At 75.2% G+C, this 26653-nt stretch carries 29 protein-coding genes; 6 read left to right on the top strand and 23 right to left on the bottom strand.

Features of this window, described 5'->3' with window-relative positions; genetic code table 11:
- Nucleotides 1–10: 10 nt before the first annotated feature.
- Genes AB3388_RS16860 through pcaH form a run of 6 tightly spaced genes read right to left on the bottom strand, consistent with a single transcriptional unit; the run spans nucleotide 11 to nucleotide 5107 of the window.
- Nucleotides 11–1216: an MFS transporter gene (locus AB3388_RS16860; RefSeq protein WP_495406457.1), complete on the bottom strand. Its 1206-nt coding sequence runs from the start codon at nucleotides 1214–1216 to the stop codon at nucleotides 11–13.
- On the bottom strand, nucleotides 1213–1599 hold the full coding sequence (gene pcaC, locus AB3388_RS16865; protein WP_495406458.1) for a 4-carboxymuconolactone decarboxylase: 387 nt from the start codon (nucleotides 1597–1599) through the stop codon (nucleotides 1213–1215). Before pcaC ends, AB3388_RS16860 begins: the two co-directional genes overlap by 4 nt.
- On the bottom strand, nucleotides 1596–2369 hold the full coding sequence (gene pcaD / locus AB3388_RS16870) for a 3-oxoadipate enol-lactonase (protein WP_495406459.1): 774 nt from the start codon (nucleotides 2367–2369) through the stop codon (nucleotides 1596–1598). Before pcaD ends, pcaC begins: the two co-directional genes overlap by 4 nt.
- Nucleotides 2366–3691: a 3-carboxy-cis,cis-muconate cycloisomerase gene (gene pcaB / locus AB3388_RS16875; RefSeq protein ID WP_495406460.1), complete on the bottom strand. Its 1326-nt coding sequence runs from the start codon at nucleotides 3689–3691 to the stop codon at nucleotides 2366–2368. Before pcaB ends, pcaD begins: the two co-directional genes overlap by 4 nt.
- Before the next feature lie 22 nt (nucleotides 3692–3713).
- Complete coding sequence (gene pcaG / locus AB3388_RS16880; protein WP_495406461.1) at nucleotides 3714–4364, bottom strand: protocatechuate 3,4-dioxygenase subunit alpha; 651 nt, start codon at nucleotides 4362–4364, stop codon at nucleotides 3714–3716.
- Nucleotides 4361–5107, bottom strand: a complete 747-nt coding sequence (gene pcaH, locus AB3388_RS16885) for a protocatechuate 3,4-dioxygenase subunit beta (RefSeq protein WP_495406462.1) — start codon at nucleotides 5105–5107, stop codon at nucleotides 4361–4363. Before pcaH ends, pcaG begins: the two co-directional genes overlap by 4 nt.
- Before the next feature lie 73 nt (nucleotides 5108–5180).
- Between pcaH and AB3388_RS16890 the strand changes: the two genes are divergently transcribed.
- Both AB3388_RS16890 and AB3388_RS16895 read left to right on the top strand, forming a co-directional pair.
- On the top strand, nucleotides 5181–5957 hold the full coding sequence (locus tag AB3388_RS16890; protein WP_495406463.1) for an IclR family transcriptional regulator: 777 nt from the start codon (nucleotides 5181–5183) through the stop codon (nucleotides 5955–5957).
- A 50-nt stretch (nucleotides 5958–6007) separates the two neighbouring features.
- A complete protein-coding gene (locus AB3388_RS16895) occupies nucleotides 6008–7180 on the top strand; it encodes a 4-hydroxybenzoate 3-monooxygenase (RefSeq protein ID WP_495406464.1) in 1173 nt (390 codons plus the stop codon).
- Nucleotides 7181–7207: 27 nt separating this feature from the next.
- On the opposite strand, the gene AB3388_RS16900 is transcribed toward AB3388_RS16895, so the two are convergent.
- Nucleotides 7208–7921 (bottom strand): dienelactone hydrolase family protein, encoded by a 714-nt coding sequence (locus AB3388_RS16900; protein ID WP_495406465.1) that lies wholly within the window; start codon nucleotides 7919–7921, stop codon nucleotides 7208–7210.
- An 80-nt stretch (nucleotides 7922–8001) separates the two neighbouring features.
- Here AB3388_RS16900 and AB3388_RS16905 point away from each other — a divergent pair, with 80 nt between their 5' ends.
- Nucleotides 8002–8637 carry a class I SAM-dependent methyltransferase gene (locus tag AB3388_RS16905; RefSeq protein WP_495406466.1) on the top strand — a complete coding sequence of 212 codons (636 nt, stop codon included), beginning with the start codon at nucleotides 8002–8004 and terminating at the stop codon, nucleotides 8635–8637.
- Nucleotides 8638–8676: 39 nt separating this feature from the next.
- A complete protein-coding gene (locus AB3388_RS16910) occupies nucleotides 8677–9177 on the top strand; it encodes a hypothetical protein (RefSeq protein WP_495406467.1) in 501 nt (166 codons plus the stop codon).
- Here AB3388_RS16910 and AB3388_RS16915 read toward each other — a convergent pair.
- Genes AB3388_RS16915 through AB3388_RS16940 form a run of 6 tightly spaced genes read right to left on the bottom strand, consistent with a single transcriptional unit; the run spans nucleotide 9174 to nucleotide 14456 of the window.
- Nucleotides 9174–10634 (bottom strand): GntT/GntP/DsdX family permease, encoded by a 1461-nt coding sequence (locus tag AB3388_RS16915; RefSeq protein ID WP_495406468.1) that lies wholly within the window; start codon nucleotides 10632–10634, stop codon nucleotides 9174–9176. The genes AB3388_RS16910 and AB3388_RS16915 overlap by 4 nt on opposite strands.
- Nucleotides 10631–11182, bottom strand: a complete 552-nt coding sequence (locus tag AB3388_RS16920; RefSeq protein ID WP_495406469.1) for a gluconokinase — start codon at nucleotides 11180–11182, stop codon at nucleotides 10631–10633. The genes AB3388_RS16915 and AB3388_RS16920 overlap by 4 nt, the downstream gene beginning before the upstream one ends.
- 58 nt (nucleotides 11183–11240) lie before the next feature.
- Entirely contained in the window at nucleotides 11241–11966 is a 726-nt protein-coding gene (gene npdG / locus AB3388_RS16925; RefSeq protein WP_495406470.1) for an NADPH-dependent F420 reductase, read from the bottom strand.
- The gene (locus AB3388_RS16930) at nucleotides 11963–12949 is read right to left on the bottom strand and encodes an enoyl-CoA hydratase/isomerase family protein (RefSeq protein WP_495406471.1); all 987 of its coding nucleotides are present in this window, start codon (nucleotides 12947–12949) and stop codon (nucleotides 11963–11965) included. The genes npdG and AB3388_RS16930 overlap by 4 nt, the downstream gene beginning before the upstream one ends.
- Before the next feature lie 23 nt (nucleotides 12950–12972).
- A complete protein-coding gene (locus tag AB3388_RS16935) occupies nucleotides 12973–13281 on the bottom strand; it encodes a hypothetical protein (protein ID WP_495406472.1) in 309 nt (102 codons plus the stop codon).
- Nucleotides 13282–13313: 32 nt separating this feature from the next.
- Nucleotides 13314–14456 carry a thiolase family protein gene (locus tag AB3388_RS16940; RefSeq protein WP_495406473.1) on the bottom strand — a complete coding sequence of 381 codons (1143 nt, stop codon included), beginning with the start codon at nucleotides 14454–14456 and terminating at the stop codon, nucleotides 13314–13316.
- Between the two features lie 94 nt (nucleotides 14457–14550).
- Between AB3388_RS16940 and AB3388_RS16945 the strand changes: the two genes are divergently transcribed.
- Nucleotides 14551–15723, top strand: coding sequence for a CoA transferase (locus AB3388_RS16945; RefSeq protein ID WP_495406474.1), 1173 nt, complete (start codon nucleotides 14551–14553; stop codon nucleotides 15721–15723).
- Nucleotides 15717–17051: an amidohydrolase family protein gene (locus AB3388_RS16950; RefSeq protein ID WP_495406475.1), complete on the top strand. Its 1335-nt coding sequence runs from the start codon at nucleotides 15717–15719 to the stop codon at nucleotides 17049–17051. The genes AB3388_RS16945 and AB3388_RS16950 overlap by 7 nt, the downstream gene beginning before the upstream one ends.
- 3 nt (nucleotides 17052–17054) lie before the next feature.
- On the opposite strand, the gene AB3388_RS16955 is transcribed toward AB3388_RS16950, so the two are convergent.
- From AB3388_RS16955 to AB3388_RS17000, 10 genes are read right to left on the bottom strand one after another with little or no spacing between them, the layout of a single operon-like run.
- On the bottom strand, nucleotides 17055–18056 hold the full coding sequence (locus AB3388_RS16955) for a phosphotransferase family protein (protein ID WP_495406476.1): 1002 nt from the start codon (nucleotides 18054–18056) through the stop codon (nucleotides 17055–17057).
- A gap of 13 nt (nucleotides 18057–18069) precedes the next feature.
- The gene (locus AB3388_RS16960) at nucleotides 18070–19554 is read right to left on the bottom strand and encodes a class I adenylate-forming enzyme family protein (RefSeq protein ID WP_495406477.1); all 1485 of its coding nucleotides are present in this window, start codon (nucleotides 19552–19554) and stop codon (nucleotides 18070–18072) included.
- Nucleotides 19551–19718, bottom strand: a complete 168-nt coding sequence (locus AB3388_RS16965; protein ID WP_495406478.1) for a twin-arginine translocase TatA/TatE family subunit — start codon at nucleotides 19716–19718, stop codon at nucleotides 19551–19553. Before AB3388_RS16965 ends, AB3388_RS16960 begins: the two co-directional genes overlap by 4 nt.
- A gap of 25 nt (nucleotides 19719–19743) precedes the next feature.
- A complete protein-coding gene (locus AB3388_RS16970) occupies nucleotides 19744–20634 on the bottom strand; it encodes a phytanoyl-CoA dioxygenase family protein (RefSeq protein ID WP_495406479.1) in 891 nt (296 codons plus the stop codon).
- 27 nt (nucleotides 20635–20661) lie between these two features.
- Entirely contained in the window at nucleotides 20662–21027 is a 366-nt protein-coding gene (locus tag AB3388_RS16975; protein ID WP_495406480.1) for a thioesterase family protein, read from the bottom strand.
- A gap of 38 nt (nucleotides 21028–21065) precedes the next feature.
- Nucleotides 21066–22088, bottom strand: coding sequence for an ABC transporter ATP-binding protein (locus AB3388_RS16980; RefSeq protein ID WP_495406481.1), 1023 nt, complete (start codon nucleotides 22086–22088; stop codon nucleotides 21066–21068).
- A complete protein-coding gene (locus AB3388_RS16985) occupies nucleotides 22085–23122 on the bottom strand; it encodes an ABC transporter ATP-binding protein (RefSeq protein ID WP_495406482.1) in 1038 nt (345 codons plus the stop codon). The genes AB3388_RS16980 and AB3388_RS16985 overlap by 4 nt, the downstream gene beginning before the upstream one ends.
- A gap of 11 nt (nucleotides 23123–23133) precedes the next feature.
- Nucleotides 23134–24096: an ABC transporter permease gene (locus AB3388_RS16990; protein WP_495406483.1), complete on the bottom strand. Its 963-nt coding sequence runs from the start codon at nucleotides 24094–24096 to the stop codon at nucleotides 23134–23136.
- Complete coding sequence (locus tag AB3388_RS16995; protein ID WP_495406484.1) at nucleotides 24093–25046, bottom strand: ABC transporter permease; 954 nt, start codon at nucleotides 25044–25046, stop codon at nucleotides 24093–24095. The genes AB3388_RS16990 and AB3388_RS16995 overlap by 4 nt, the downstream gene beginning before the upstream one ends.
- A gap of 13 nt (nucleotides 25047–25059) precedes the next feature.
- Entirely contained in the window at nucleotides 25060–26646 is a 1587-nt protein-coding gene (locus tag AB3388_RS17000) for an ABC transporter substrate-binding protein (RefSeq protein ID WP_495406485.1), read from the bottom strand.
- Nucleotides 26647–26653: the final 7 nt, after the last annotated feature.

The raw sequence follows: 26653 nt of genomic DNA on the forward strand, positions 1-26653 counted from the left end.
GTGACTGCCGTCACCGGTGCGCGCGTACGGGACTTCCGTGGGGCGGAAGGGGTTCTGCCAGTGTGCCCGCCCGGCCGGCGACCAGCCCGACGGCGGCGTACCCCGCGGTCAGCGCGAGGAGCAGCACCAGCGGCAGCACCCACCCGGCGGTGACGGCGAACAGGGCGCCGACGGCCAGCGGACCGGCCGCGCCCCCGGTGAAGCCCACCACCTGGGCCATGCCCGAGAGCCGGCGCGCCTGGTCCTCGTCGGCGCTGCGCAGCACGACCAGCGTGTACGCCATCGCGACGCCGGCCCCCTGGGCGAGCCCGCCCACGGCGGCCCACACCGGCCAGGCCGCCGGCGCGGCCAGCAGCCCGGCCACCAGCACGGCCCAGGTGGCGGCCACCGCGACGGCCAGCACCCGCTGCCCGGCCCACCGGCGCACCACCAGGGGGACGACGAGCGTGCCGGCGATGCCGACCAGCTGGAAGGTGGTCGCGGCGGCCACCCCGGCGTGCGCGCTGCCGACCTCGTCGAGCAGCAGGCTCGGCAGCCACGCGGTCACGGCGTAGTACAGCGCCGACTGCACGGCCAGGAGCACGCTCACCGCCCATGCCAGGCGGGAGCGCCACACCCGCACGCCGGTTCCCGGCGCCGGCGGCGCGGGGGCGTCCGGGCCGCCCGGCCGGGTCGCCCGCGCCCACACGACGGCCGCGACCAGAGCGGGCACCGCCCAGCAGGCCAGCCCGGCGCGCCAGCCCCACACCGCGGCCACCGGGGCGGTGAGCGCGGCGGTCGCGGCGGCCCCCGCGGCGAGCATGGTCGTGTAGAGCCCGGTCACCGTGCCGGCCCGCGGGCCGAACTCACCCTTGACCACCGGCGGCAGCAGCACGTTGCCGACCGTCATCGCGGCGCCGATCAGCACGGTGCCGGCGAGCAGGACGACGGCGCCGTCGAGCACCCGCACGGCGATGGCCGCGGTGAGCAGGACGAGCCCGGCCAGCACCGCCCGCTCGGCCCCGAGCCGGCGGCCGAGACCGGCGGCGGCCGGCGCCAGCGCGGCGAAGCAGAGCACCGGCAGGGTGGTGAGCAGCCCGGCGACCGTCGGGGAGAGTCCGAGGTCGGCGCGGAGCTCGGGCAGGACCGGGCCGACCGCGGCGATCGCGCCGCGCAGGTTGAACCCGGCCAGCAGCACGGCGGCCAGCAGGAGCCGGGTGCCGGCCGCCCGGCTCATGCCTGCCGCAGCTCCTCGAGGATCGGCGCGGCCACCTTGAAGGCGTGGTTGGCCGCCGGGACGCCGGCGTAGATCGCGGCGTGCTGGAGCACCTCGGCGATCTCCTCGTCGGTGAGGCCGTTGTTCTTCGCCGCGCGCACGTGCAGCGCGAACTCGTCCCAGTGCCGCAGGGCGATGGTGATCGCCAGGGTCAGCAGGCTGCGGTCGCGCCGGGCCAGCCCCGGCCGCTGCCAGAGGTCGCCCCACGCCGTCCGGGTGATGAAGTCCTGGAAGTCCGCGGTGAACGGCGTCGTGTTCGCGACGGCGCGGTCGACCCAGGCGTCGCCGAGCACTTCCCGCCGCGTGTGCATGCCGTTCTCGCGACGGTCGTCGTCGGTGGTCATCGGGCGCTCCCGTCGAAGTGGGCCAGCAGCGCGCCGGTGACCTCGAGCGTCCGCTCCAGGTTGCCCAGGTGGGCGGCCGGGCTCACGGTGAGCAGCTCCGCGCCCGGGATCCCGTCGGCGATCGCCCGCTGGTGCTCCGGCGGCAGCGCGGGGTCGTCGGCGCCGGAGACGACCAGCGTGGGCGCGGTGATCCGGGTGAGGTCCGCGCGCAGGTCCAGGTGGGCGACCACCTCGCAGCAGGCCGCGTAGCCCGCGTCGTCGGCGTCCGCGACCATCCGCTCCAGCTTCGCCACGAGCTCGGGGTGCTCGGCGGCATACCCCGGGGTCAGCCAGCGGCTCACCACGGTCGACGCGATCGGCGCGGTACCGCCCTCGCGGACGGCGCGCGCCCGGTCGAGGAAGCCCTGCGGATCGGTCTTCGCCGACGTGAACATCACGGCGAGCCGGTCCACCCGTGCCGGTTCCCGCGCGGCCAGCCGCAGGCCGGTCATCCCGCCGAGCGAGACCCCGGCGAGGTGCGCGCGCTCGACGCCGAGGCGGTCCAGCAGCGCGACCAGGTCGTCGACGAGGTCGTCGAGCGTGTACGGCCCTTCCGGCGCCGGCGAGGCGCCGTGCGCGCGGGTGTCGTAGGTGACCACCCGGTACCGCTCGGCCAGCGCGGGCACCTGCGGATCCCACATGCCACGGTCCGCGCCCAGCGAGTTGGACAGGACGACGACGGGCGCGTCCTCCGGCCCGTCCACGGTGTGCGCGAGCTCGACGACGCTCATCTCTCTCCTTCGGTCAGGCTGCGGTGTTCGGCCAGGACGGCGTCGGTCTGCGCGCCGGCCTCGCCCACGTCGGGGCCGGCCGCCTCGAGCAGCGACCGGTCCAGGTCGGTCCGCTCGGCGAGGACGGCGGCGAGCGGCAGCCCGCTCTCCCGCGCCCCGCGGGCCGCCTCGGCGACCGCCTCGTGCGCGGCGGCCCGGCCCAGCGACTCGGCGAGCGCCTCGGTGGCCCGCTGGGCGAGCGCGGGCTCGGCGGCGGCCGCGACCGTGGCGGCCATGCGGTCGGCGTCGATCCGGAGGACGGCGAGGCTCTCGGCCAGCCAGGAGGCGGCGGACCCCACGGTGGTGAGCAGCGCGGTCAGCGTCGGCCACTCGCTGTGCCAGGCACCCGCGGCCCGCTCGTGCTCCTGCTCCATCGCGCCGAGCAGGGTGGCCACCAGGCCGGGGGCGCGGCGGGCGCAGGCGCGGGCGGAGATCGCGGCGACCGGGTTCGCCTTGTGCGGCATCGCCGACGAGCCGCCCCGGCCCTCGGCGACCTCCGCGGCCTCGGCGACCTCGGTCTGCGCGAGCAGGACGACGTCGACGGCGACCGTGGCGAGGACGCCCGCCGCCGCGCCCAGCGCCCCGGCGAGGTCGGCGATCGGCAGCCGGACGGTGAACCAGGGCGCGGCGGTGCCGACCAGGCCCAGTTCGTCGGCCAGCGCCGCGCGGACGTCGCGGCCGGAGCCCTTGCTCGCGGCCAGCGTGCCGACGGCGCCACCGTACTGCACCGGCAGCGACGCGACGACCTCGGCCAGCCGCAGCCGGGCGCCGTCCAGCCCGGCCAGCCACCCGGCCGCCTTGAGGCCGACCGTCGTGGGCAGCGCCTGCTGCATCAGCGTGCGGCCCATGACGACGGCGTCCCGGTGCTCGGCCGCGATCCGGGCGGCGCCCTCGGCGGCCGCGGCCAGGTCGGCGTCGATCGCCCCGATCGCCTCGCGGGCCAGCAGCAGCAGCGCGGTGTCGACGACGTCCTGGCTGGTGGCGCCCACGTGCACGGCGACCGCGTCGCGGTCCCCCACCGCGGCCTGCAGCGCCTTCACCAGCGGCGGCACCGGGTTGCCGGCGTCCGCGGCCCGCGCCGCCACCGTCGCGAGGTCGAGCCGCGACGGGTCGGCGCAGGCGGCGGTGACCGCGTCGGCCGCCGTCGTCGGGACCAGCCCGGTCCGCGCGGCGGCGCGGGCCAGGGCGGCCTCCACCGCCAGCAGCGCGCGGAACCACGCGTCGTCGGAGACGGCGGCCGCCGCTTTCCCGCGGGCGAAGGTGCCGTCCCAGAGTCCGCTCACGGCACCTTCCTACCGGAGCCGGTCAGACCGCGAAGAACACGGTCTCGTCGTCTCCCTGCAGGTGGACGTCGAAGCGGTAGCCGTCACCGGTCCGCTCCGCGAGCAGCGTCGACCGGCGGTCCTCGGGCACCGTGCGCAGGACGGCGTCCTCGGCGTTGGCCGCGGCCTCGTCGGAGAAGTAGATCCGGGTGACCACGCGGTCGAGCAGGCCCCGGGCGAACACCGAGACGTCGATGTGCGGTGCCTGCAGGCCGCCCTCGCCGTCCGGCAGCCGGCCGGGCTTGAGCGTGAAGACCTCGAACTCGCCGGTGAGCGTCTGGGCGCGGGCGTAGCCGCGGAAACCGGGGTAGGACGACGCCCCGCGGGGGTCCTCGGCCGACGGGAAGCCGCCGTCCGGGTCGGCCTGCCAGGTCTCGATCATGGCGTCGGGGATGACCTCGCCCGCGCCGTCGAAGACCTGCCCGCGGATCCAGATGCCGCCCTCGGTGCCCTCGGCCGCGGCCCAGACGCCGTCGGGCCAGGTGAGCCCGATGGCGAGGTACGGGCCGACCGTCGCGCTCGGGGTGAGGCCCAGGCGGAACGGCTCGGTGAGGAAGCCGGTGCCGCGCTGCCCCGATCGAGGCTGGAACGGCGTGGCCGGGTCCGGCGGGACGTCGAGGGGGTTCACGGTCACGCCACGTCTCCGTCGTCCTGGGTCTCGAAGGGGGTCTGCTCGCTGCCGCGCAGCACGATGTCCCACTGGAAGGCCAGCGCCCAGTTGTCCTGGGTCCGCTCGAGGTCGTAGCGGCTGATCGCCCGCTGCCGCGCCGAGGGCGGGATCGAGTTGTAGATCGGGTCCTGGCCGAACAGCGGGTCGTCCGGGAAGTACATCTGGGTGACCAGGCGCTGGGTGAAGGCCCGGCCGAACAGGCTGAAGTGGATGTGCGCCGGGCGCCAGGCGTTGTGGTGGTTGCCCCACGGGTAGGCGCCGGGCTTGACGGTGAGGAACTCGTAGCGGCCCAGGCTGTCGGTGACCACGCGGCCGAGCCCGTCGAAGTGCGGGTCGAGCGGCGCCGGCCAGTTGTCGACGACGTGCCGGTACCGGCCGGCCGCGTTGGCCTGCCACACCTCGACCAGCGCGTCGGGCACCGGGCGGCCGTCGCTGTCGAGCACCCGCCCGTAGACGAGGATCCGCTGGCCCAGCGCCTCGCCGCCGTTGCGCAGCGTCAGGTCGGCGTCGTGCGTGACGACCCGGTCCTCGCCGAGCACCGGGCCGGTGACCTCGGTGAGCCGGTGCGGCAGGTCGACCGGCGTCCGCAGCGGCGCGCGCAGCGCCGTGCTCCGGTAGTCGGGGAAACCGACGGGCGTGCGCCGCTCGGCGGGCTCGCGCAGGTAGCGCGGCAGGATCAGCCCGCGCTCGGATGTGGTCCCGGTCATAGCCGGAAAGGTACGTCCCGGCCGTACGCTGCCCAAGCCGAGGCTTCCGATGGACGGAAGGAGGGAGGGCGCCTTGCCGGGACGCAGCAGCACCCCCGGGCGGTCGGTCACCTCCCGGGCGCTCGCGGTGCTCGACGCCTTCGACCCGGGCGCCCCGCGGCTGTCGCTGTCGGAGATCTCCGAGCGCTCCGGCATGCCGCTGACGACGGTCCACCGCCTGCTGGCCGAGCTCACCGCCTGGGGTGCGCTGACCCGGCGGCCCGACGGCCGCTACGAGATCGGCCGCAAGCTCTGGGACCTCGGCCTGCTCGCCCCCGTGCAGCTGGAGCTGCGCCAGGTGGCCGCGCCGTTCCTGCTGGACGTGCACACCGCCACCCGCGACACGGTGCACCTCGCCGTCCGCGAGGGGACGCGCGCGCTGTACGTGGAGCGCATCTCCGGCCGCGAGTCCGTGCCGGTGGTCAGCCAGGCGGGCAGCCGGCTGCCGCTGCACGCCACCGGCGTCGGCAAGGTGCTGCTGGCCGCCGCGCCCGACGAGGTCGCCGAGGAGGTGCTGCGCTCGCTCACCCGCGAGACCCGGCACACGGTGGTCGACCCCGGCCGGCTGCGCCGCGAGATCGGCGGGATCCGGCGGCGCGGGTTCGCGCGCACCGCGGAGGAGATGTCGCTCGGCACGCTGTCGGTCGCCGTCCCCATCCCGGTCGAGCGCACCGGGAGCACCGTCGTCGCGGGGGCGCTCGGCATCGTCGTCCCCTCCCACCGGCGGGACGTCGCCCGGCTCGTGCCGGTGCTGGAGGTCGCCGCGCGCGGCATCGGGCGGGAGCTGGCGCGGGCGGGCGCTTTCCGCTGAACGGAAGCGCCCGCTCGCCGTGCCGGCGTAGCGGGCGTCACACTCGCCCCGTGCGAACTCAGGTGGGGATCATCGGCGCCGGCCCGGCCGGCCTGCTGCTGTCGCGGTTGCTGGCGCTCCAGGGCATCGACTCCGTCGTGCTGGAGAACCGGTCCCGCGAGTACGTCGAGGGCCGGATCCGCGCCGGCATCCTCGAGCAGCACTCCGTCGACACGCTGATCGCCGCCGGGGTGGGCGACCGGCTGCAGCGCGAGGGGCTGGAGCACCGCGGCATCTACCTGCAGTACCCCGGCACCCGGTTCGCGCTCGACTTCAAGGAGCTGTGCGGGCGCACCGTGTGGGTCTACGGCCAGACCGAGGTGGTCAAGGACCTCATCAAGGCGCAGCTGGACGGCGGCCCGCCGCTGCTGTTCGAGGTCTCCGACGTGACACCCGAGGACGTCGACACCGACAGCCCGCGGATCCGCTTCACCGATGCCGACGGCACCGCGCAGGTGCTCGAGTGCGACGTGATCGCCGGCACCGACGGCTTCCACGGCGTCTCGCGGCCGGTCGTCACCGCGGGCGGGCGGGGGCAGGTGTGGGAGCGCACCTACCCCTACGCCTGGCTCGGCATCCTGGCCGACGCCGCCCCGGCCACCGACGAGCTCATCTACTCGTGGCACCCGGAGGGCTTCGCGCTCTACTCGATGCGCTCGCCGCACGTGTCGCGGCTGTACCTGCAGGTCGACCCGAGCGAGCGGATCGAGGACTGGTCGGACGAGCGGATCTGGGACGCCCTCGACACCCGGTTCGCGCACGAGGGCTGGTCGGTCAACCGCGGGCCGGTCACCGACAAGTCGATCCTGCCGATGCGCTCGTTCGTCAGCGCGCCGATGCGCCGCGGCCGGCTGTTCCTCGCCGGCGATGCCGCGCACATCGTGCCGCCGACCGGCGCGAAGGGGCTCAACCTCGCCGTCGCCGACGTCACCCGGCTGGCCACCGCGCTGGTGCGGCTGCTGCACGAGAAGCAGTCCGACCTGGTCGACGTCTACTCCGACCGGGCGCTGGAGCGGGTGTGGCGGTGCACCCACTTCTCCTGGTTCATGACCTCGATGCTGCACCGCTCCGGCGACGACTTCGACGCGCAGCTGCAGCTCTCCCAGCTGCAGCGGGTGTGCGCCTCGGAGGCGGCCGCCCGCGAGCTCGCGGAGAACTACACCGGCCTCCCCATCGAATCCTGAGGGGACTTTCGGCGCCGAAAGTCCCGCTCAGCCGCGGAGGTGGACGTCGAAGAAGCGGAGGATGCGCGCCCAGGCATCCTCGGCCGAGGCGTGGTGGTAGCCGAACCCGGCGATCCGCTCGAGGACGGCGAACGGCCCGGTGTTGTGCCGGTTGAGGAAGGAGTGCCCGGCCTCCGGGTACTCCTTGACGTCGTGCGGGACGTCGAGCTCGGCGAGCGCCGTCTGCAGCCGGCCGGCCGCGCCGCGCAGCGGCCCGCGGTCCCGCCCGCCGTAGCTGGCGACCACCGGGCAGGCGCCGCGCAGCGCCTCCTCCGGGTCCTTGGGCAACATCCCGTAGTTGGGCGCCGCGGCGTCGAACCCGCGCGGGGCGGCCAGCAGCGCGAAGCCGCCGCCCATGCAGAAGCCGAGGACGCCGACCCGTCCCGTGCAGTCCGGCCGCGCCGCCAGCCAGGCTCGCGTCGCCTCCAGGTCGCCGAACGCGTCACCCTCCCCGCGCATCAGGCTGCGGAAGGTCGCGCGCAGGCAGCGCATCGCTCCACCGGCGGTGAACAGGTCCGGCGCGACGGCGAGGTAGCCCGCGGCGGCCAGCCGGTCGGCCTGCTGCCGGGTGTCGTCGGTCAGCCCGAAGGCCTCGTGGACGACGACCACGCCCGGCCACGGTCCCTCCCCCACGGCCGGTACCGCCAGGTAGGCGTCGAGCTCGGGCGCGCTGGCCGCTCCGGGAACCGTCGTCATCGGCATGTGCGCCGTCCTACCAGCCGGGACCGCCGGGCGGCCACCGGACCTTGCGGTCCGCGCGGCACGGCGAAGATGCTCGGGCGATGGCGACCGGCCTGGATCCCGCCCGCGTCCGGGGCTACTACGACACGCACGCCGACGACTACGACCGGCAGTTCGGCGGAGTGGAGCGGCGGCTGCTCGGCGACCAGCGCCGCTGGGCCACCTCCCGCGCCCGCGGCACCGTGCTCGAGCTGGGCGTCGGCACCGGCCTGAACCTGCCGCTGTATCCCGGCGACGTCGTCCGGATCGTCGGGGTGGACCTGTCGGAGGCGATGCTGGCGCGCGCCCGGGCGCGGGTACCCGCCGACAGCGGCCGGGTGGAGCTGCGCCGCGGCGACGCGCAGGCCCTGGACCTGCCCGACGGGTCGGTCGACACGGTGGTCTCGACCTACTCGCTGTGCACGGTCGCCGACCCGGCGGCGGTGCTCCGCGAGGCGCGGCGCGTGCTGAGGCCGGGCGGCCGGCTGGTCCTCGTGGAGCACGGGCCGGCCCGCGGGCGGCTGCTGCGCGGGGTGCAGCGGCTGCTCAACCCGCTCGCCGTCCGGTGGCAGGCCGACGACCTGCTGCGCGAGCCCGCGGCGCTCGCCGGGGCCGCGGGGTTCGTCGTCACCGAGGCGGGGCAGACCGGGTTCGGCGGCGTCGTCCACCGGGTGACCGCCGACCGCCCGGCCGGCTGACGGGTTGCGCGCGACGCCGTCGTCCCCGACGGTGCAGGCGTGGACCCATTCCGCAGCCTCGGGCGCATCCCCGGGCTCTCCGAGCTGCTGACCCTCATGCAGCAGCAGACCGAGGCGCTGGCCCAGCTGCCGCGCACACTGACCGACCTGCAGGGCACCGTCCGTCAGCTGACCGAGGCGACGACGGCGGCGAAGGACACCATCGCCTCGGCGCAGCGCACCGCCGAGCGGCTCGAGGCGCTCGTCGAGGAGCTGGAGGAGCCGGTGCGCGCACTGCGGCCCGGCCTCGAGCGGGTGGGCCGGGTCCTCGACGACCCGGTCGTCGACACGGTGCCCGACACCCTGCAGCGGCTCAACGAGGACCTCGTGCCGCTGATCCACGGCCTGCGCCAGGCGCAGGAGCGGATGGGCACCGTCACCGGCTCGGTGGCCGGGCTGTTCCGCCGCCGGGACCGGCCGGACACCCAGCCGCCCGGGGACGAGCCGCCGGGGCCGGTGAAGATCGAGCCACCGGACGCCGGCGGCCCGGCGGCGGGCTAGACGACCAGCGAGAGCAGCAACACCGCCACCAGGCCGACGACGGAGATGATCGTCTCCATCACCGACCAGCTCTTGATGGTCTGCCCCACGGTCATGCCGAAGTACTCCTTGACCAGCCAGAAGCCGGCGTCGTTGACGTGGGAGAAGAACAGCGACCCGGCGCCGATGGCGAGCACGAGCAGGGCGACGGTGTTGGCGTCCAGCCCGGCGGCCAGCGGCGCGACGATGCCGGCGGCGGTGATGGTGGCCACCGTGGCCGACCCGGTCGCCAGCCGGATGCCGACGGCCACCAGCCAGCCGAGGATCAGCGGCGAGAGGCTCGCGCCCTGCGCCGCGTCGCCGACCAGGTCGCCGACGCCCGAGTCGACCAGCACCTGCTTGAAGCCGCCGCCCGCGGCGACGATGAGCAGGATGCCGGCGATCGCCGGCAGCGAGCCGCCGATGGTGGCCGAGATCTTCTCCTTGTCGAAGCCGACCGCGACGCCGAGGGTGAACATCGCGAGGATGACGCCCAGGAGCATCGCGACGACCGGCGTCCCGAGGATGTCGAGGACGGTGCGCAGCCCGTTGCCCTCGTCGAGGGTCAGCTCCGCGATCGCCCGCAGCAGCATCAGCACGACCGGCAGCAGGACGGTCGCGATGGTCGGGCCCAGCTTGGGCTGCCGGCGGGGCCGCTCGACGCCGAGCGCGTCGGGGTTCCGCGGGTCGTCCACTCCCCCGCCCCCGGACGCCGGCCGCCCGGCGGGCGTGGCCGCACCCGGCTCGTCCCGGCCGCCGACGCCGGCGGCCACCAGCGCGGGCGCCTCGATCCGCACCCGCCCGCTGATGAAGTTGCCGAACACCGGGCCGGCCAGGATCACCGTCGGGATCGCGGCGATGAGCCCGAAGATCAGGGTGCGGCCGAGGTTGGCGTCGAGGGCGTCGATGGCCACCAGCGGCCCGGGGTGCGGCGGCACCAGCCCGTGCAGCACCGAGAGGCCGGCCAGCGCGGGGATGCCGACGCGCAGCACCGGCTGCCGGGTCTCCCGGGCGGCCAGCAGCACGATCGGGATCAGCAGGACGACGCCGACCTCGAAGAACAGCGGGATGCCGATCAGCGCGGCCACCCCGCCCATGACCCACGGCAGCCGGCCGGGCGGGACCCGGTCGACGAACGCGTGCACCACCCGGTCGGCCCCGCCGGACTCGGCGAGCATCCCGCCGATCATCGCGCCGAGGGCGATGAGCAACCCGACACTGCCCACCGTCGCGCCGACACCGGTGGTGAAGCTCGTGACGATGTCGGCGGGGGCCATCAGCGCCACCGCGCCGAGCACGGCGGAGCCGAGGATCAGGGCCAGGAAGGGGTGCACCTTCAGCACGGTGATCAGCACGACCACGGTGGCGATGCCGAGCACCGCGGCGGTCACCAGCAGCGGGCCGCTGCCCGTGTGGTCGACGGCGGCGAGCACGGTCATGAGCGCTCCTCGGGAGGGAGGGAGGTCTCGCGCTCCTTGCTGAGCGCGGCGAGCACGTCCGCGGCCACCTCCGCGGGCGGGGCGATGCCGGAGACGACCGCCCCCGGCTCGTCGGATTGCAGCGGCTCGAGGGTGGCCAGCTGGCTGCCGAGCAGGGACGGCGGCATGTAGTGGCCGGTGCGGTGCTCGAGGCGGCCCGCGATCAGCTCCGGCTCGGCGCTGACGTGGGCGAACCAGACCGACGGGTGCCCGTCGCGGAGCACGTCGCGGTAGGCGCGCTTGAGCGCCGAGCAGGTGACGACGGCGTTGCTCCCGGCGGCCTCGTGCTCACCGATCCAGCCGGCGAGCCTGCGCAGCCACGGCCAGCGGTCGTCGTCGTCCAGCGGGATGCCGGCGTGCATCTTCTCGACGTTCTCCGGCGGGTGGAACTCGTCGCCCTCGGCGAACGGGCAGCCGAGGCGGCGCACCAGCTCGGCAGCAACGGTCGACTTGCCGGCGCCGGAGACGCCCATGACCACGATCGTCGTCGTCCGCGGGTCCTCCGCCATGCACCGACGCTAAGCCCGCCGATCGCGACCGGCGATTCGAGCGCGGCCCCGCCGCGGCCTACACGTCGGTGATGCGGACTCCCGCGTGCGCCTTGTAGCGGCGGTTGACCGACACCAGGTTGATCGTGAGCGCCTCGACCTGGCGGGCGTTGCGCAGCCGCCCGGCGTAGATGCCGCGCATCCCCGGCAGCCGCCCGGCCAGCGCCTGCACCAGGTCGGTGGCCGCCCGGTCGTCGCCGACCACCATCACGTCGCCGTCCAGGGTCGGCTTGGACAGGTCCTCCAGCAGCACCGCCGACAGGTGGTGGAAAGCCCCCACCACCGTGGAATCGGGCAGCAGTGCCGCGGCCTGCTGGGCGACGCTGCCCTCCGCCACGTCGATGACATAGGCGCCCAGCTCGTCGAAGCCCATCGGCACCACGCAGTCCACGACCACCTTGCCGGCCAGCGGCGCGGCCAGGTCGCGCACCGTGTCGGCGTGCCCGCCGAAGGGGACGGCGACGATCACCAGGTCCGCCGCGCCGGCCACGTCGGCGTTGGCGCCGCCCTGCACGGAGACCTCCGTCCCGCCGGCGGCCGCGGTCGCCCGCTCGGCGACCTGCGCGGCGATCTCGCCGCACCGGCCGGCGTCCCGCGAGCCGAGCAGGATCCGCTGCCCGGCCGCGGCCAGCCGCACCGCCAGCCCGCGGCCCTGCGGACCGGTCCCGCCCAGCACCCCGACGGTCAGCCGGGACACGTCCACGGGCGGCCGGGCCGCGGCCGGCTGGGTTGCGGTGGTCGTCATCGCTGCTCCTCTTTCTCGGTGATCTCGTCGACCAGCCCCCACTCGAGGGCGGTCCTTGCATCCAGGGCCGCGCCGGTCAGCGCGAGCCAGAGCGTCCGCCAGCGGCCGATCCGCCGCGGGATGCTCGCCGTGCCGCCGGCGCCGGGCAGCAGGCCCATGGCCAGCTCGGGCAGGACGAACCGGGTGTCCGGCGCCGCCACCACCCGGCCGGCCCAGGCGGGCAGCTCGATCCCGGCGCCGACGCAGCTGCCGTGCAGCCGGGCCTCGACCCGCGGGCCCAGCCGGGACAGCGGCAGCGCGGCGCCGGCGCGCGTGCGCACCAGGTGGGCGGTGACCGGGTCGGCGGCGGTCCCGAACTCGTCCAGGTCACCACCCGAGCAGAAGTGCGGCCCCGCGGCGTCGAGCACCACGCCGTGCACCGTCGGATCCAGCTCGGCCACCGCCAGCGCGTCGACCAGCGCGTCGCGCAGCTGCCGGCCGTAGGCGTTGCGCCGCTCGGGGCGGTTCAGGGTGATCCGCAGCTCGCCGTCCGTGCGGTCGAGCAGCACCGGGTCCGGCACCGGGGGCGGCAACGGCCGCGGCCCGCGGCGGGCCAGCCACGCCGCGAACTCGGGGCCGGCGAGCAGGGTCGAGTAGGCCAGCGACTCGGCCTCCAGCGCGGCCGCCGCGGCCAGCTCCCCGCTCCACCGCAGCAGCCCGGCGAGCACGCCGGCGGCCAGGGGGAACGCGGGGACCCGGTCGGCGAGCGCCGCGACCGCGGCATCGACGTCCGGGACGGCGACCGCCTCGCGCACCGCAGTCCCTGAGGTCAGGGTGAGATCGCAGGCGGCCGCGGCGGCGCGGTCGAACCGGCCGCCGTGGGACACGCCCACGACCACCCCCGCGTCACGCCGGGCCGCGTCGACGTCGTCCGGCCCGGCGCGGTCCAGCGGCACGAACCCCACCGGTTCGCGCAGCCGGCCGGCCGGGTCGAGCGCGGTCATCAGCACCTCGGCGGACCGCGCCGTCAGTCCGAGGACGGCAGGGCCTTGGCGTCCTTGAGCGGGAGCGGTGCGCCGTTGGCGGCGAGCGTGCCCTGACCCGGCTTGGCGCACAGCAGCTCCAGGCCGAGCTCCGCGTCGACGTAGCGCTTGCCGAGCTGCGTGCCGTCCTGCTGGGCGGGGTCGGCGGCGCCGTCCGGGGCGTCGCCGCCCTTCGGGTCGAACAGCGGCACGCCGGCGCACGTCAGCTCCACCTCCGCGGACGGCGCCCGGACGACGACGAAGGACGCCGTGTCCACCGGGCTGACCAGCGTCTGTCCCACGCGCAGCTGCATGTGTTCCTACCTCCTGGAGTTCTGGGTGATCGTCAGACGAGCTCGACGAGGGTGGCGTTGGCGGTGCCGCCGCCCTCGCACATCGTCTGCAGTCCGTAGCGGATCCCGTGCTCGCGCATGTGGTGCACCATCCGGGTCATGAGCACCGCGCCGGAGCCGCCGAGCGGGTGGCCGAGGGCGATCGCGCCGCCGAGCGGGTTGAGCCTGTCGAGGTCGGCGCCGGTCTCGGTCAGCCAGGCCAGCGGCACCGGGGCGAAGGCCTCGTTGACCTCGTAGACGCCGATCTCGTCGATCCCCACGCCGGCCCTGCGCAGCAGCTTCTCGGTGGCCGGGATCGGGCCGGTGAGCATGAAGATCGGGTCGGCGCCGCTGCTGGCACCGGTGTGGTACCGCACGATCGGCGTCCACCCGTGCTCGCGGGCGATCTCCGGGGTGGTGACCAGCAGCGCCGCGGCGCCGTCGGAGATCTGGCTGGCGTTGCCGGCATGGATGACGCCGTCCTCCTTGAACGACGGCTTCAGCTTGGCCAGCGACTCGACGCTGCTGCCCCGGCGCACCCCCTCGTCGGCGGTGACCGTGCCGGCGTCGGTGGGCACCGGGACCAGCTGCGGGTCGAAGGCGCCGGCGTCCTGCGCCGCGGCGGCCAGGGCGTGCGAGCGGGCGGAGAACTCGTCGAGCCGGGTGCGGGAGAAGCCCCACTTCTCCGCGATCAGCTCCGCGCCGATGCCCTGGTTGAACGGGAAGTCGTCGTAGCGGGCCATCACCTTCGGCCCGTACGGGAAGCCGCTGGCCCGCGCCGAGCCCAGCGGCACCCGCGACATGGTCTCCACGCCGCCGGCGACCACGACGTCCTGCTGGCCGGACATCACGCCCCACGCCGCGAAGTCCAGCGCCTGCTGGCTGGACCCGCACGCCCGGTTGACCGTGGTGCCCGGCACCGTCTCCGGCCAGCCGGCGGCCAGGACGGCGAAGCGGCCGATGTTGCTGGACTGGTCGCCCACCTGGGAGACGCAGCCCCAGACGACGTCGTCGACCAGGTTCGGGTCCAGGCCGGTGCGCTCGGCGAGCTCGGTGAGCACCAGCGCGGAGAGGTCGGCGGCGTGCACGCCGGAGAGCCCGCCGTTGCGCTTGCCGATGGGGGTGCGGACGGCCTCGACGACGACTGCCTCGCGCATCGCTCGCTCCTGTTGTTGACGTCAGTGTCACACGGATGGCTGGCACCTTACGCGTCCCGGACGCTTCGGCCTAGCCCCCCGTATGGTCGCCGACGTGGCCGCCCCGATCGACCCGGCCGCCGACTGGGCGGCGAGCGGGGTCGTCGCGCTCACCGGCCGCGCGGACGGTCCGCCGCTCGTCCCGCCCGGCCGCGGCGCGACCGTGGCCCGCGAGCTCGCCGGCCGGTTCGCCGCGCGCACCGGCGTGCGCCTCGACGGGCCGGCGCTGCTGGCCGAGCGGGCGGCGTTCACCGGCGGTCGGCGCGGCGGGCCGGTGTCGGTCGGCGGCGGCTGCCGGCTGCTGCCCACCGAAGACGGCTGGGCCGCCGTCTCCTGCACCCGGCCCGACGACCCCGCGCTGCTCGGCGCGCTGGTCGGCCGCGAGCTGCCGGTGGACCCGTGGCCGGCGGTCACGGCGTGGCTGCGCGCGCATCCCGGTGACGAGCTGGCCGAGCGCGCCGAGCTGCTGGGGGTCGCGGCCGCACCGGTGCGGCCGCGATCCGGTGGCCTTCCCCTCCCCGAGCTGCCGCCGAGGCCGGTCGACGGCCTGCTGGTCGTCGACTTCAGCGCGCTGTGGGCCGGGCCGCTGTGCGGGTCCCTGCTGGGCCTGGCGGGGGCACGGGTGGTCAAGGTGGAGACGCCGACCCGCCCGGACGGCGCCCGCCGCGGGGAGCCGGAGTTCTACCGGCTGCTGCACGCCGGGCACCGCTCGGTCGTCCTGGACCCCGGCACGACCGCGGGCCGGGCGGCGCTGGCCCGGCTGGTCGAGGCGGCCGACGTGGTGATCGAGGCGTCCCGGCCGCGGGCGCTGGCCGGGTGGGGGCTCGACGCCGCGGCGGCGGTGGCGGCCGGGACGACGTGGATCTCGATCACCGCGGCCGGCCGCGACTCCGGCCGCGTGGGGTTCGGCGACGACGTCGCGGCCGCGGCCGGCCTGGTCGCCGCCGACGCCGACGGCTCGCCGCTGTTCTGCGGGGACGCGCTGGCCGACCCGCTCACCGGGCTGACCGCCGCCGTCCTGGCGACGACCGCGCCGGCGGACGGCTCCGGCGTCCTGTGGGACGTCTCGATGACCGACGTCGTCGCCCGCACCCTCGACGGGACGCCGTCGCGGCCCGCCGGGGACCTCCCCGTCGCGCCGCCGCGGCGCCGGGCGGTCGAGGGCAGCGCGCCGGACTCCGGGGCCGACACCGCGGCCGTGCTGCGCGAGCTCGGCCTGCCGTGCTGATCCGCGGCGCGGAGGTGGCCGGCCGCCGGGCCGACGTGCGGGTGACCGGCGACCGCGTCGCCGCGGTCGCGGCCGCCCTGGAGCGCGCGCCCACCGAGGAGGTGCTCGACGCCCGTGGCGGGGCGCTGCTGCCCGGCCTCGTGGACGCGCACCTGCACCTGATGGCCCTCGCCACCGCCGCGGCCTCGGTGCGCACCGGGCCGCCGGACGTGCGCGACGCCGACGGCCTGGCCGCCGTCCTGGCCGCCGCCCCCACCGGCGCCGACGGCTGGGTGCGCGGCGTCGGGTACGCCGAATCGGTCGCCGGCGATCTCGACACCGCGGCGCTGGACCGGCTGCACGCCGCGCGGCCGGTGCGGGTGCAGCACCGCAGCGGCGCGCTGTGGGTGGTCAACGGCGCGGGCGCCGACGTGCTCGGGCTGGCCACCGCCGACGCCCCCGGCGTCGAGCGCGCCGCCGACGGCTCCCCCACCGGCCGGCTCTGGCGGGCCGACGCCTGGCTGCGCGGGCGGCTTCCCGCCTCGCCGCCCGATCTCGCGCCGGTCGGCCGACGGCTCACCGAGTTGGGGATAACGGCAGTCACCGACGCCACGCCCGACCTGGACGCCGCGGCGCTGGCCGCACTCGCCGACGCGCACCTGCCGCAGCGGGTCACCGTGCTCGGCGCCCCGCTGGACCGGCCGCTGCCGGCACCCCTGAGCGCCGGCCCGTACAAGATCGTGCTCGCCGACTCCGGGCTGCCCGGCCTCGACGAGCTGGTCGAGCGGATCCGCGCCGCGCACGCCGCCGGCCGCGCCGTGGCCGTGCACTGCGTGACCCGCGAGGCCCTCGTGCTGCTGCTCGCCGCGCTCGACACCGCCGGGCGGCACCCCGGCGACCGCGTCGAGCACGCCGCGCTGGTCCCGGCCGAGCTCATCGGCCGGTTGCGCGGGCTCACGGTGGTCACGCAGCCGGGCTTCCTCGCCGACCGCGGCGACGACTACCTGCGCGACGTCCCGGCGGACGAGCACGACGACCTCTACCGGTGCCGGTCGCTCGCCGACGCCGGGGTGGCCGTCGGCCTCTCCTCCGACGCGCCGTTCGGGCCGCTCGACCCGTGGGCCGTGCTGGCCGCGGCCGTGCACCGGCGCACCCGGGCGGGGGCCGTGGTGGGCCCGGCCGAGCGGCTCGACCCCGCCGCCGCCCTCGACCGGCTCACCGGCGGCCGCCGCGTCGCCCCCGGCGCCCCGGCCGACCTGGTGCTGCTCGACCGGCCGCTCGAGGACCAGCTGGCCGCGCCCACCGCCGGCGCCGTCCGCGCGGTGCTGATCCGCGGGGTCCTGCAGTAGCGGTCAGCCGCCGGCCAGCTCCAGGCCGCGGGCGAAGAACACCGGCACCGAGCTCGCCATCTCCTCGTACAGCGGGTCCGGACGGCGGCCGGTCCGGTGCAGGCGCACGTTGAACCCGGCGATCGCGCCGAACCGGTAGCAGGCCAGCGCCTGGTACCAGTCGGCGTGCGGCACCTCGACGCCGGCCGCCGCCTCGTACCAGGCGCGCAGCCGCCGCGGTTCGGTCACCACCCGCATGCCCGCCCGCCAGGACGGGTGCCAGCACGACGGATCGGTCATCAGCGCCAGCCAGCCGAGGTCGAGCCCGGTGGCGCCGATGCCGGCGATCTCCCAGTCGACCACCGCCGCGACCGCGCCGGTCGGCTCGTCGAACAGGATGTTGCTGGTGTGGTAGTCGCCGTGGAACAGCCCCGTGCGGTGCGCGCCCGGGTCGGTGCGCAGCAGCGCGGCGGCCAGCCGCTGCCCGGCCTGTGTCCACGCCGGGTCGAGGTGCTTGGCCAGCAGCCGCTCCCAGAAGCCCACCTCCTCGGCGATCGGCCGCGGCCGCTCCCAGTCGGCGAGCAGGTGCGGCCAGTCCAGCGCGTGGATCCGCGCCAGGGTGTCCACGGCCCCGTGCAGGAACGGCTCCGGGTCGGGCACCGGGTCGGCGCCCCACAGGGTCAGCGACCGGGCGGTCAGCCGCTCCTGCACGATCGCGTCGGTGCCGAACCAGGACTCGTCGCCGGTCCACCACACCAGCGGGGCGACCGGGACGCCGGCCTTCTCCAGCGCCTGCAGCAGCGGCACCTGACGCAGCACGTCGGTGTTGCCGCTGCGGCGCACACCCGGCGGGGCGAACCGGACGACCAGCGACCGGCGCACCTCGCCGGCGTCGTCGACGACGTCGAAGCCGAAGCTCAGCCCGGCGTTGCCCGGCATGGGCGCGAGCCCGGCCACCCGCCCGCCGGCGAGCACCTCGCGGTCGGCCCAGCGCTGCAGCCGGGCGGTCAGCTCGTCGGGATCCATACCGGTCCCGGCGTCAGACGTCGGTCAGCTGGCGGGTCAGCCGGCCGACGACGTCGCGGCGGAGCAGCTTGCCGGTGACGGTGCGCGGCAGCTCCTCCCAGAACGCGATCCGGTCGGGCGTCTTGGACCCGCGCAGCGACGCGCGCACGTGCGCCCGCAGCTCGTCCTCGGTCAGCCCGCTGCCGGCGGTGAGGACGGCGGCGGCCTCGATCCGCTGCCCCCACTCCTCGTCGGGCACGCCCACGACGACGGCGTCGGCGACCTCGGGATGCCGCAGCAGCACGTCCTCGATCTCGGCCGGGGCGATGTTCTCGGCGCCCCGGATGATCGTGTCGTCGACCCGCCCCTCGATGAAGAGGAAGCCGTCGGCGTCCAGCCGGCCCTGGTCCCGGGTGCAGAAGAAGCCGCGCTCGTCGACCGACGGGCCGCTGCCGGCGTACTCGCCGGACACCTGCTCCCCGCGCACCCAGATCAGCCCCGACGTGCCGGCCGGCACGGGCTCCCCGAGCTCGTCGCGGACCTCGAGCTCGATGCCCGGCACCGCGCACCCGGCCGAGCCCAGCCGGGCCCGCACCGCCGGGTCGTCGGCGGCCAGCGCGGCGCGGTGCTCCTCGGGGCCGAGCACGGTGATCGTCGAGCTGGTCTCGGTCAGCCCGTAGGCGTTGACGAAGTTCACGGCCGGCCACTCGCGCAGCGCGCGCTCGATCACCCGCGTCGGCATCGGCGCCCCGCCGTAGGCCAGCGACGCGAGCGTCGGCACCGAGCGGTCGCCGTCGTGGTCCAGGATCCGGGCCAGCATGGTGGGCACCACCATCGCCTGCGTCACGCCCTCGGTGCGGACGAGGTCCAGCCAGCTGCCCGGGGTGAACGCCTCCAGCACCAGCACGCGGCGGCCGGCGAAGAGGTTGGTGAGCGCGTTCGACACCGCGGCGATGTGGTACGGCGGCACGCTCATCAGCGCCGCCTCCTCCGGGTCGGCCCCGGCGAACTCCACCGTGCCGAGCACGTAGGACACCAGGTTCTCGTGTCGCAGCAGCACCCCCTTGGGCGCCGACGTCGTCCCGCTGGTGTAGATCACCACCGCCGGCGCCGCGGTGGGCTCCGGCTCGTCGAGCCCGGCGTGCTCGGCGGCGGTCGCCAGCCAGGCGACCGGCGTCCGCGCGTCGAGCCCGTCGGGGACCGGCAGGCCGTCGTCCACGATGGCGTAGGCCTTCGGATGGCGGGCCAGCAGCGCCTCGACCTGCTCGGTGCCCAGCCGGTAGTTGACGGGCACCAGCGGCACCCCGGCGTACGCGGCGGCGAACAGCGCCACCGGGAACGCCGGGCCGTTGACCGCCAGGTACACGATCGCGTCGGCGCCGGCCGCCCGGACCGCCGCCGCGCCGCCGGCGGCGAGGTCCCGCAACCGGCCGGCGGTCAGGCCGCCGTCGCGCGGCCCGACCACCACCCGGTCGCCGAAGGCGTCGGCGGCCATGGCCAGCAGGAGCGTCAGGTTCATGCCGGGCCGCCGGAGCCGCCGTCGGCCGGCGCGCGCAGCTCGCTGCGGAAGATCCGCAGCGAGCGGCCGAGCGCGCGGGTGGCGTCGGGCAGCTTCTTGTAGCCGACGAGCAGGAACAGGGCCAGGAGGATCAGACCGATCTCCGGGGCGCCGAGTCCGGCCATGGGGGTGGGCCTTTCGATCGGTGGGTCAGGACATCCGGGTGGTGAAGGTGGCCGGCCGGGTGGCGAAGCCGTCGACGATCGCGCCCGGTTCCCCGACGCCGCCGAGGGTGCCCCAGACGCGGAAGCCGAGCAGCCGCTTCATGAACGGGCTCAGCGACTCCTGGACCTCGGGGGCGAGGCCGAGGAACGGGTTCTCCTGCTGCCGCACCCAGACCCGGCAGAAGTTGGACAGCAGCACCCGGCGCAGGTGGTCGGCCCGGTTGGCGCCGGCGCCGTGCCACAGCCGGCCGTCCATGAGCACCGCCGTGCCGGCCGGCGCCTCCACCGCGATCGTCGGGTGGTCCTGGTCCTGCAGCGGCTCGGTCCACAGGTGGCTGCCGGGGATGATCCGGGTGCCGCCGTTGAGGTCGGTCGTGTCGTCGAGGGTCCAGACGACCTGGGTGACGATCGGGTAGGGCGGCTGCGGCCAGGAGACGTAGCCCTGGTCCTGGTGCAGCAGCTGCCGCTCGCAGCCCGGCGCGGTGATGTTGGCGGTGTAGCTGGTCAGCAGGTACCGCTCGCCGAGCACGGCGGTGAGCAGGGCCGAGACGCCGGGGTGCTCGAGGATCTCGTGGAACTCCACGCCCTTGTTCACCAGCATGCCGACGCGCTGGTTGATCCCCGCGCCCTCGTACTTCGACGGGTGCGCGCCGGTGTCGAAGCGGCCGACCCCGGCCTCGGCCTCTGCCCGGGCCTGGTCGATCAGCCGCTGCCGCACCCGGGCCAGCTGCTCCGGCGGCAGCGCGCCGGCGAGCTTGCAGTAGCCCCACGTCTCCAGGTCGGTCAGGGCCTGGTCGACGTCGGCGGTGAGCTGGGGCAGGTCCTCCGCCCGCCAGGGGGTCTCGACGTCCGGACCGGTGAGTTCCTGGGTGGTCATCTCTGCTCCTCGGAGGTCAGGCGGCGGTCAGGAGGCGAAGCGGCTGGTGTCGATGACCGCCCGCTCGTGCGTGCCCTCGCCGAGCAGCCGGTCGCCGACGGTGGCCCGGACCTTGAAGGTGAGCCTCCGGCGGTTCTTCTCGGAGAGCTCGCACCAGACCGTCACCTCCTCGCCCAGTTGCGACGCGGCGACGTGGGAGACGCAGACGTGCGTGCCGACGGTCACCTCCTTCTCGTCGAGGTGCGGCTGGGCGGCCTGCAGGCAGACGCCCTCCATCAGCCCGATCATCGAGGGCGTGGACAGCACCGGCGTGCCGGTGTGCCCGGTGCTCATCTCGGCGGTGATCGTGTGGGTGAGCTCGTTGGTCAGGCCGGCGACCAGGGTGTCGCGCACTCTCTCTCCTTCGGTCGGGACTTCGGCGGCGACGGCGGTCAGCCGACCGCCAGGGACTTCTCGGGGACGGACGGGGATGTCGCCCCGGTGAGCAGGTGGCAGGCCGCCCAGCCGCCGCCGTCGACGGGGACGGCGGGCGGCTCCTCGACCGCGCAGATCTCCATGGCGTACGGGCAGCGGGTGCGGAACGCGCAGCCGGACGGCACGTGCAGCGGGTCCGGGGTCTCCCCGCGCAGCACGACCCGCTGGCGGGTGCGCTGGGTCGGCGGGTCGGGCACCGGGACGGCGGAGAGCAGCGACTGGGTGTAGGGGTGCGCCGGGTGGTCGTGGATCCGCTTGCCGGGCCCCTCCTCGAGCACCCGGCCCAGGTACATGACCGCGGTGCGGTCGGCGACCCAGCGGACGACGGCGAGGTTGTGCGAGATGAACAGGTAGCTCATGCCGTGCCGGGCCTGCAGGTCCACGAGCAGGTCGAGGATCTGGTTCTGGGTCGACATGTCCAGCGCGCTGACCGCCTCGTCCAGGACGACGAGCCCCGGGTCGAGCGCGATGGCCCGCGCGATCGCCAGCCGCTGCCGCTGCCCGCCGGAGAACTCGTGCACGTAGCGGTTGACGTAGTCCGGGTGCAGGCCCACCGACACCAGCAGCTCGCGGACCTTCTCTACCAGCGGCGCGCCGCGCAGCCCGTGGTGGGTGCGCAGCGGCTCGCCGACGATGTTCGCGATCGTGCTGGACGGGTCCAGCGAGGAGTACGGGTCCTGGAAGACCATCTGCGCCTGCCCGCGGGCCTGCCGCAGCGCCCGGCCCTTCAGCCTCGTCACGTCGACGTCGTCGACCACCACGCGGCCCTCGGCCAGCGGCAGCAGCCGCAGCACGGCGCGGGCGAGGGTCGACTTGCCGGAGCCGGACTCGCCGACGACGGCGACCGTCTCCCCGCGGCCCACGGTCAGCCCGACCTCGTTGACCGCGCGGAAGGGCACCCGCTTGCGGCCGACCCGGGCGGTGAACTCCACCGACACGTCCTCGACGGTCAGCATGGGCGACTGCGCCGACTCGCTCATGCCGGCACCTCCCTGCGCTCGGCGGTGGCGCCGACGCGGACGCACCGGGAGAACTGGTCGACGATCGGCAGGAGCGCGATCTCCTGCGTGCTGCACTCGGGCAGCGCCAGCTCGCAGCGCGGGGCGAACCGGCAGCCGGACGGGAACTCGCCGGCCGCGGGCGGCTTGCCCGGGATGGAGTGCAGGTGCCCGCGGCCGTCACCGGCCGCGTCGTTGGTCGGCGTCGACCGCAGCAGCGCGGCGGTGTACGGGTGCACCGGGTGCGCGAAGAGCCGGTCCACCGAGCTCTCCTCCACGACCTGGCCGGCGTACATGACGACGACCCGGTCGCAGATGTCGGCGACGACGCCGAGGTCGTGGGTGACGAAGAGGATCGACATGCCGACTGTCTCGCGCAGGTGCCGGATGAGGTCGAGCACCTGCGCCTGGATGGTCACGTCCAGCGCCGTCGTCGGCTCGTCGGCGATGAGCAGCTCCGGCTCGCAGCACAGCGCCATGGCGATCATCACCCGCTGGCGCATGCCGCCGGAGAACTCGTGCGGGTAGGCGTGCACCCGCCGCTCGGCCGCGGAGATGCCGACGTCGGAGAGGGCGGTCACGGCCAGCCGCCGCGCCTCCCGCTTGGACACCTTCTTGTGCCGGACGAGGGTCTCGGCGATCTGCTGCCCGACGGTGAACGCCGGGTTCAGGCTGGTCATCGGCTCCTGGAAGATCATCGCCATCCGGCTGCCCCGGACCGACGCGAGCTCCTTGCGGCCGAGCCGGGTGAGGTCGTCGCCGCCGAGGGAGACCCGGCCGCCGGTCACCGTGAAGGTCCGCTTCGGCAGCAGGCCCATGATCGCCATCGACGTCAGGGACTTGCCGGACCCGGACTCCCCCACCAGGCCGAGCGTCTCGCCGCGGCCGATGGAGAACGAGACGCCGCTGATGACCTCCGCCCGGACGTCCTCGGTGTGCACCTCGACGGTCAGGTCCGACACGTCCAGCACCGGCCCGGCCGGGCTCCCGGCCGGATGTGCGCTCGTTGCGGTCACGACGTCCCCCCTCACTTCCGGCGCCCGATCGCGTCGCGGAGGCCATCCCCGAAGACGTTGAAGGCGAGCACGGCGAGGGCGATGGCGAGGCCGGGGAAGACCACCAGCCACGGCTGCTGGTAGATGAAGTTGTAGCCCTGGCCGAGCATGCTTCCCCAGCTCGCCTGGGGTGGCTGGACGCCGAAGCCGAGCAGGCTGAGGCTGGCCTCCGCGGTGAGCGCGAAGCCGGCGACCAGCGAGACCTGCACCAGCACCGGCGGCAGCGCGTTGGGCACGATCCGGGTGAGCACGATCCGCCAGGCCGGCGTCCCGATGCTGCGGCTGGCCTCGACGAAGGTCTCCTCGCGCAGCTCCAGCACCGCGGCGCGGGTGATCCGGACGAAGTTGGGCGCGAAGATGAAGCCCAGCGCGATCATCGCGTGGCTGAGGCCGGGGCCGAGGGCGCCGACGATGCCCAGCGCGATGATCAGCGGCGGGAGGCTCTGCACCGCGTCGGTCACCCGCATCACCGCGGTGTCGGCGAACCGCCCGACGTACCCGGCGAGCAGCCCCGGCGGGATGCCGATCAGCATCGCCAGGCCGAGCGCCTGTGCCGCGGCGACCAGCGCGATCCGGTCCGCGGCGATCAGCCGGGAGAGCACGTCGCGGCCCAGCTGGTCGGTGCCGAGCACGTGCCCGTCGGAGAACGGGGGGAGGAACGCCGCGGCCGGGTCCTGGGCGTCCGGCGGGTAGGGCGTGATCCAGTCCCCGATGATCGCGATCACGACCAGGAAGGCGATGAAGGCCAGGCCGGCCATCGCCACCTTGTTGCGCAGCAGCCGGCGCACGAAGGGACGGCCGAGCAGCCGCCGGCGCGGCGTCGCCGCCGGCGGCGCGCCCAGCGCCTCGACCGGCTCCACCTCCGCGGCCGGCATCACCCCGGCCGACGACGGCAGGTCCGTGACCGACGGCTGGGTCATCGAGGGCTGGGTCATCGGGCCACCGCCACGCGGACCCGCGGGTTGAGCCACCCGTAGGAGACGTCGACGAACAGGTTGATCGCCTGGACCATCAGCGCGGTGAACAGCACGATCCCCTGGATCAGCGGGATGTCGCGGTTCTGCACCGCGTTGATCGCCAGCGCGCCGAGCCCGGGGATGCCGAAGACCTGCTCCACCACGACCGAACCTCCCACGACGAGGGCGAACTGGGTGCCGAGGGCGGTGAGCGGCGCGATGGCGGCGTTCTTCAGCGCGTGCTTGTAGACGACCTTGGTGCGCAGCAGGCCCTTGGCGTCCGCCGTCCGGACGTAGTCCTGGTCGAGCGCGGTCACCATCGCCCCGCGCAGTTGCCGGGCGAGGACGGCGGCCGGCACCAGGCCCAGCGCCACGCACGGCAGCACGATGTGGGCCAGCCAGTCGGCCGGGTCGGCGGCCAGCGGCGTGTAGCCGGTGGGCGGCAGCCAGCCCAGGTTGAGCGCCACGACGATGATCAGCAGCATCCCGACGAAGTAGCTGGGCAGCGCCAGGCCGGTGGCCGCCCCGACCCCCAGCAGCCGGTCCACCCAGCCGTCGCGCCGGACGGCCGCCGCCACCCCGGCCGGGAAGCCGAGGAGGACGGCGACCACCAGGGCCCCGCCGGCCAGGGAGAGCATGATCGGCAGCCGCTCGAGGATCGAGCCGACCACCGGCTGCCCGGTCGACAGCGAGGTGCCGAAGTCGCCGGTCAGCGTGTGCCCGAGCCAGCTGAAGTACTGCACGATCAGCGGCCGGTCCAGGCCGAGCGCGTCACGGATCGCGGCGATCTGCTCCCGCGTGGCCGACTGCCCGGCGATCGTGACCGCCGGGTCGCCGGGCACCAGCAGGATCAGCGAGAAGCTGAGCAGCGACACGATGAGCATGACCGGGACGAGCAGCAGCAGCCGTCTCAGCACGTAGTGAGCCATGGTGCATCCCCCGTCAGCCCTGCAGGACCCCGACGCCGCGGGTGGGCATGATCGCGCCGAGCGGGGCGGGGCTGTACTTCGCGACCCGCTGGCCGTTGTAGGCGAAGAGCACCTTCGGCGCGAGGATCGGGACGCACAGCGCCCGGTCGGCGACCATCTGGCTGGCCTGGTTGATCACCTTCAGCCGGGCGTCCCGGTCGGTGGTGGTGCGGACCTGCGAGATGGCGTCGGCCAGGTCCTGGGCCTGGGTCTTCGCCGGGTTGAAGAAGGCGTTCGGCGCGAAGTACGTCTCGAACACCAGCGACGGGTCGGCCATCTGGCCGCCGCCACCGATCAGGCAGTCGGTCTTGCCGCCGGCGAACTCGCTGGCCAGCTGGTTGATGTCGACCGCCCGCGGGTTCATGGTGATCCCGACGTCCTTCATCTGCGCCTGCAGGATCTCGGCGAACTGCGGGTACGGGTCCGAGCCGGCCGCGAAGATCAGTTCGAAGGAGACGTCGCTCAGGCCGGAGTCGCTGAGGAACTTCTTCGCCTTGGCCGGGTCGTACGGGTAGTAGTCGGCCGGGATGTCCGGGTTCGCCGCCCAGTACCACTCCGGGAACATCGACGACGTCGGGCTGGCCTGCCCGAAGTAGATCGTCTTGCAGATCGTCTGGCGGTCGATCGCGTGCGCGATCGCCAGCCGGACGTTCTGGTCGGCCAGCGCGCCGCGCACGTTGAACGCCAGCTGGATGTACCAGAGCGTCTCCTGCGAGGCGGTCTGCAGCCCGGCCTTGTCGGCGGCCTGGAACTGGGTCGGGGTCAGGTAGGCGACGTCGAAGGTGCGCGCCGTCGCGCCGTTGAGCCGGGCCTGCCCGTCGTTGACCGACTTGATGACCAGCGTCTTCGACGGCGCGGCCGCGCCGTCCCAGTAGTCGGCGTAGCGCTCGTAGCTCGCCTGGTCGCCCTGGGCGAACGAGGTGAGCTTGTAGGGACCGGAGCCGGCGTCCTGGGTGTTGAGGTCGATGCCGTCGGCGATCGCCTTCGGGCTGACCATGGCGCCGGGCCGGTCGGCGAGGATGCCGAGCAGCGAGGCGTCGGGACTCGTCAGCTGGATGACCACGGTGGTGGGGTCCTGCACGGTCACCGACTGGACGGTCTTGAGCTGGCTGCGCACCGGCGAGTCGGCGGTGTTGAGGACCCGCTCGATGTTCACCTTCACCGCGTCGGCGTCGAACGTGGTGCCGTCATGGAAGGTGACGTCGTCGCGCAGCGTCAGGGTGAGGGTCGTGCCGTCCGCCGAGTACTCCCACTTCGTCGCCAGGCTCGGCGCGGCGTCGGCGTTCTCGTCCAGGGTCAGCAGCGTGTCGTACATGGGGTACATGAACGTCACGAACTGACCGGTGGTCATGCGCAGCGGGTCGAGCGAGTTCGTGGCCAGGTGGTAGGCCACGGTCAGGGTCCCGTTGGCGTCCACCTGCGCATTGCTCGTCGCGCTGCTCGATCCGGTGTCCGAGCCGCAGGCGGCGAGCAGCGGCCCGCCGACCACGACGGCGCCGCCGAGGCCCATGAGGCGCAGGAAGTTGCGCCGGGAGACCGTCTCCGTGCTGATCGCTTGCACCTAGCTG

The sequence above is a fragment of the Geodermatophilus sp. SMS 5-13 genome (assembly GCF_059428245.1).

Coding starts and splice junctions, on each gene's coding strand:
- AB3388_RS16860 (WP_495406457.1), bottom strand. CDS start 1,216: ATGAGCCGGGCGGCCGGCACCCGGCTCCTGCTGGCCGCCGTGCTGCTG.
- pcaC (WP_495406458.1), bottom strand. CDS start 1,599: ATGACCACCGACGACGACCGTCGCGAGAACGGCATGCACACGCGGCGG.
- pcaD (WP_495406459.1), bottom strand. CDS start 2,369: ATGAGCGTCGTCGAGCTCGCGCACACCGTGGACGGGCCGGAGGACGCG.
- pcaH (WP_495406462.1), bottom strand. CDS start 5,107: ATGACCGGGACCACATCCGAGCGCGGGCTGATCCTGCCGCGCTACCTG.
- AB3388_RS16900 (WP_495406465.1), bottom strand. CDS start 7,921: ATGCCGATGACGACGGTTCCCGGAGCGGCCAGCGCGCCCGAGCTCGAC.
- AB3388_RS16905 (WP_495406466.1), top strand. CDS start 8,002: ATGGCGACCGGCCTGGATCCCGCCCGCGTCCGGGGCTACTACGACACG.
- AB3388_RS16915 (WP_495406468.1), bottom strand. CDS start 10,634: ATGACCGTGCTCGCCGCCGTCGACCACACGGGCAGCGGCCCGCTGCTG.
- AB3388_RS16920 (WP_495406469.1), bottom strand. CDS start 11,182: ATGGCGGAGGACCCGCGGACGACGACGATCGTGGTCATGGGCGTCTCC.
- npdG (WP_495406470.1), bottom strand. CDS start 11,966: ATGACGACCACCGCAACCCAGCCGGCCGCGGCCCGGCCGCCCGTGGAC.
- AB3388_RS16930 (WP_495406471.1), bottom strand. CDS start 12,949: ATGACCGCGCTCGACCCGGCCGGCCGGCTGCGCGAACCGGTGGGGTTC.
- AB3388_RS16935 (WP_495406472.1), bottom strand. CDS start 13,281: ATGCAGCTGCGCGTGGGACAGACGCTGGTCAGCCCGGTGGACACGGCG.
- AB3388_RS16940 (WP_495406473.1), bottom strand. CDS start 14,456: ATGCGCGAGGCAGTCGTCGTCGAGGCCGTCCGCACCCCCATCGGCAAG.
- AB3388_RS16955 (WP_495406476.1), bottom strand. CDS start 18,056: ATGGATCCCGACGAGCTGACCGCCCGGCTGCAGCGCTGGGCCGACCGC.
- AB3388_RS16960 (WP_495406477.1), bottom strand. CDS start 19,554: ATGAACCTGACGCTCCTGCTGGCCATGGCCGCCGACGCCTTCGGCGAC.
- AB3388_RS16965 (WP_495406478.1), bottom strand. CDS start 19,718: ATGGCCGGACTCGGCGCCCCGGAGATCGGTCTGATCCTCCTGGCCCTG.
- AB3388_RS16970 (WP_495406479.1), bottom strand. CDS start 20,634: ATGACCACCCAGGAACTCACCGGTCCGGACGTCGAGACCCCCTGGCGG.
- AB3388_RS16980 (WP_495406481.1), bottom strand. CDS start 22,088: ATGAGCGAGTCGGCGCAGTCGCCCATGCTGACCGTCGAGGACGTGTCG.
- AB3388_RS16990 (WP_495406483.1), bottom strand. CDS start 24,096: ATGACCCAGCCCTCGATGACCCAGCCGTCGGTCACGGACCTGCCGTCG.
- AB3388_RS16995 (WP_495406484.1), bottom strand. CDS start 25,046: ATGGCTCACTACGTGCTGAGACGGCTGCTGCTGCTCGTCCCGGTCATG.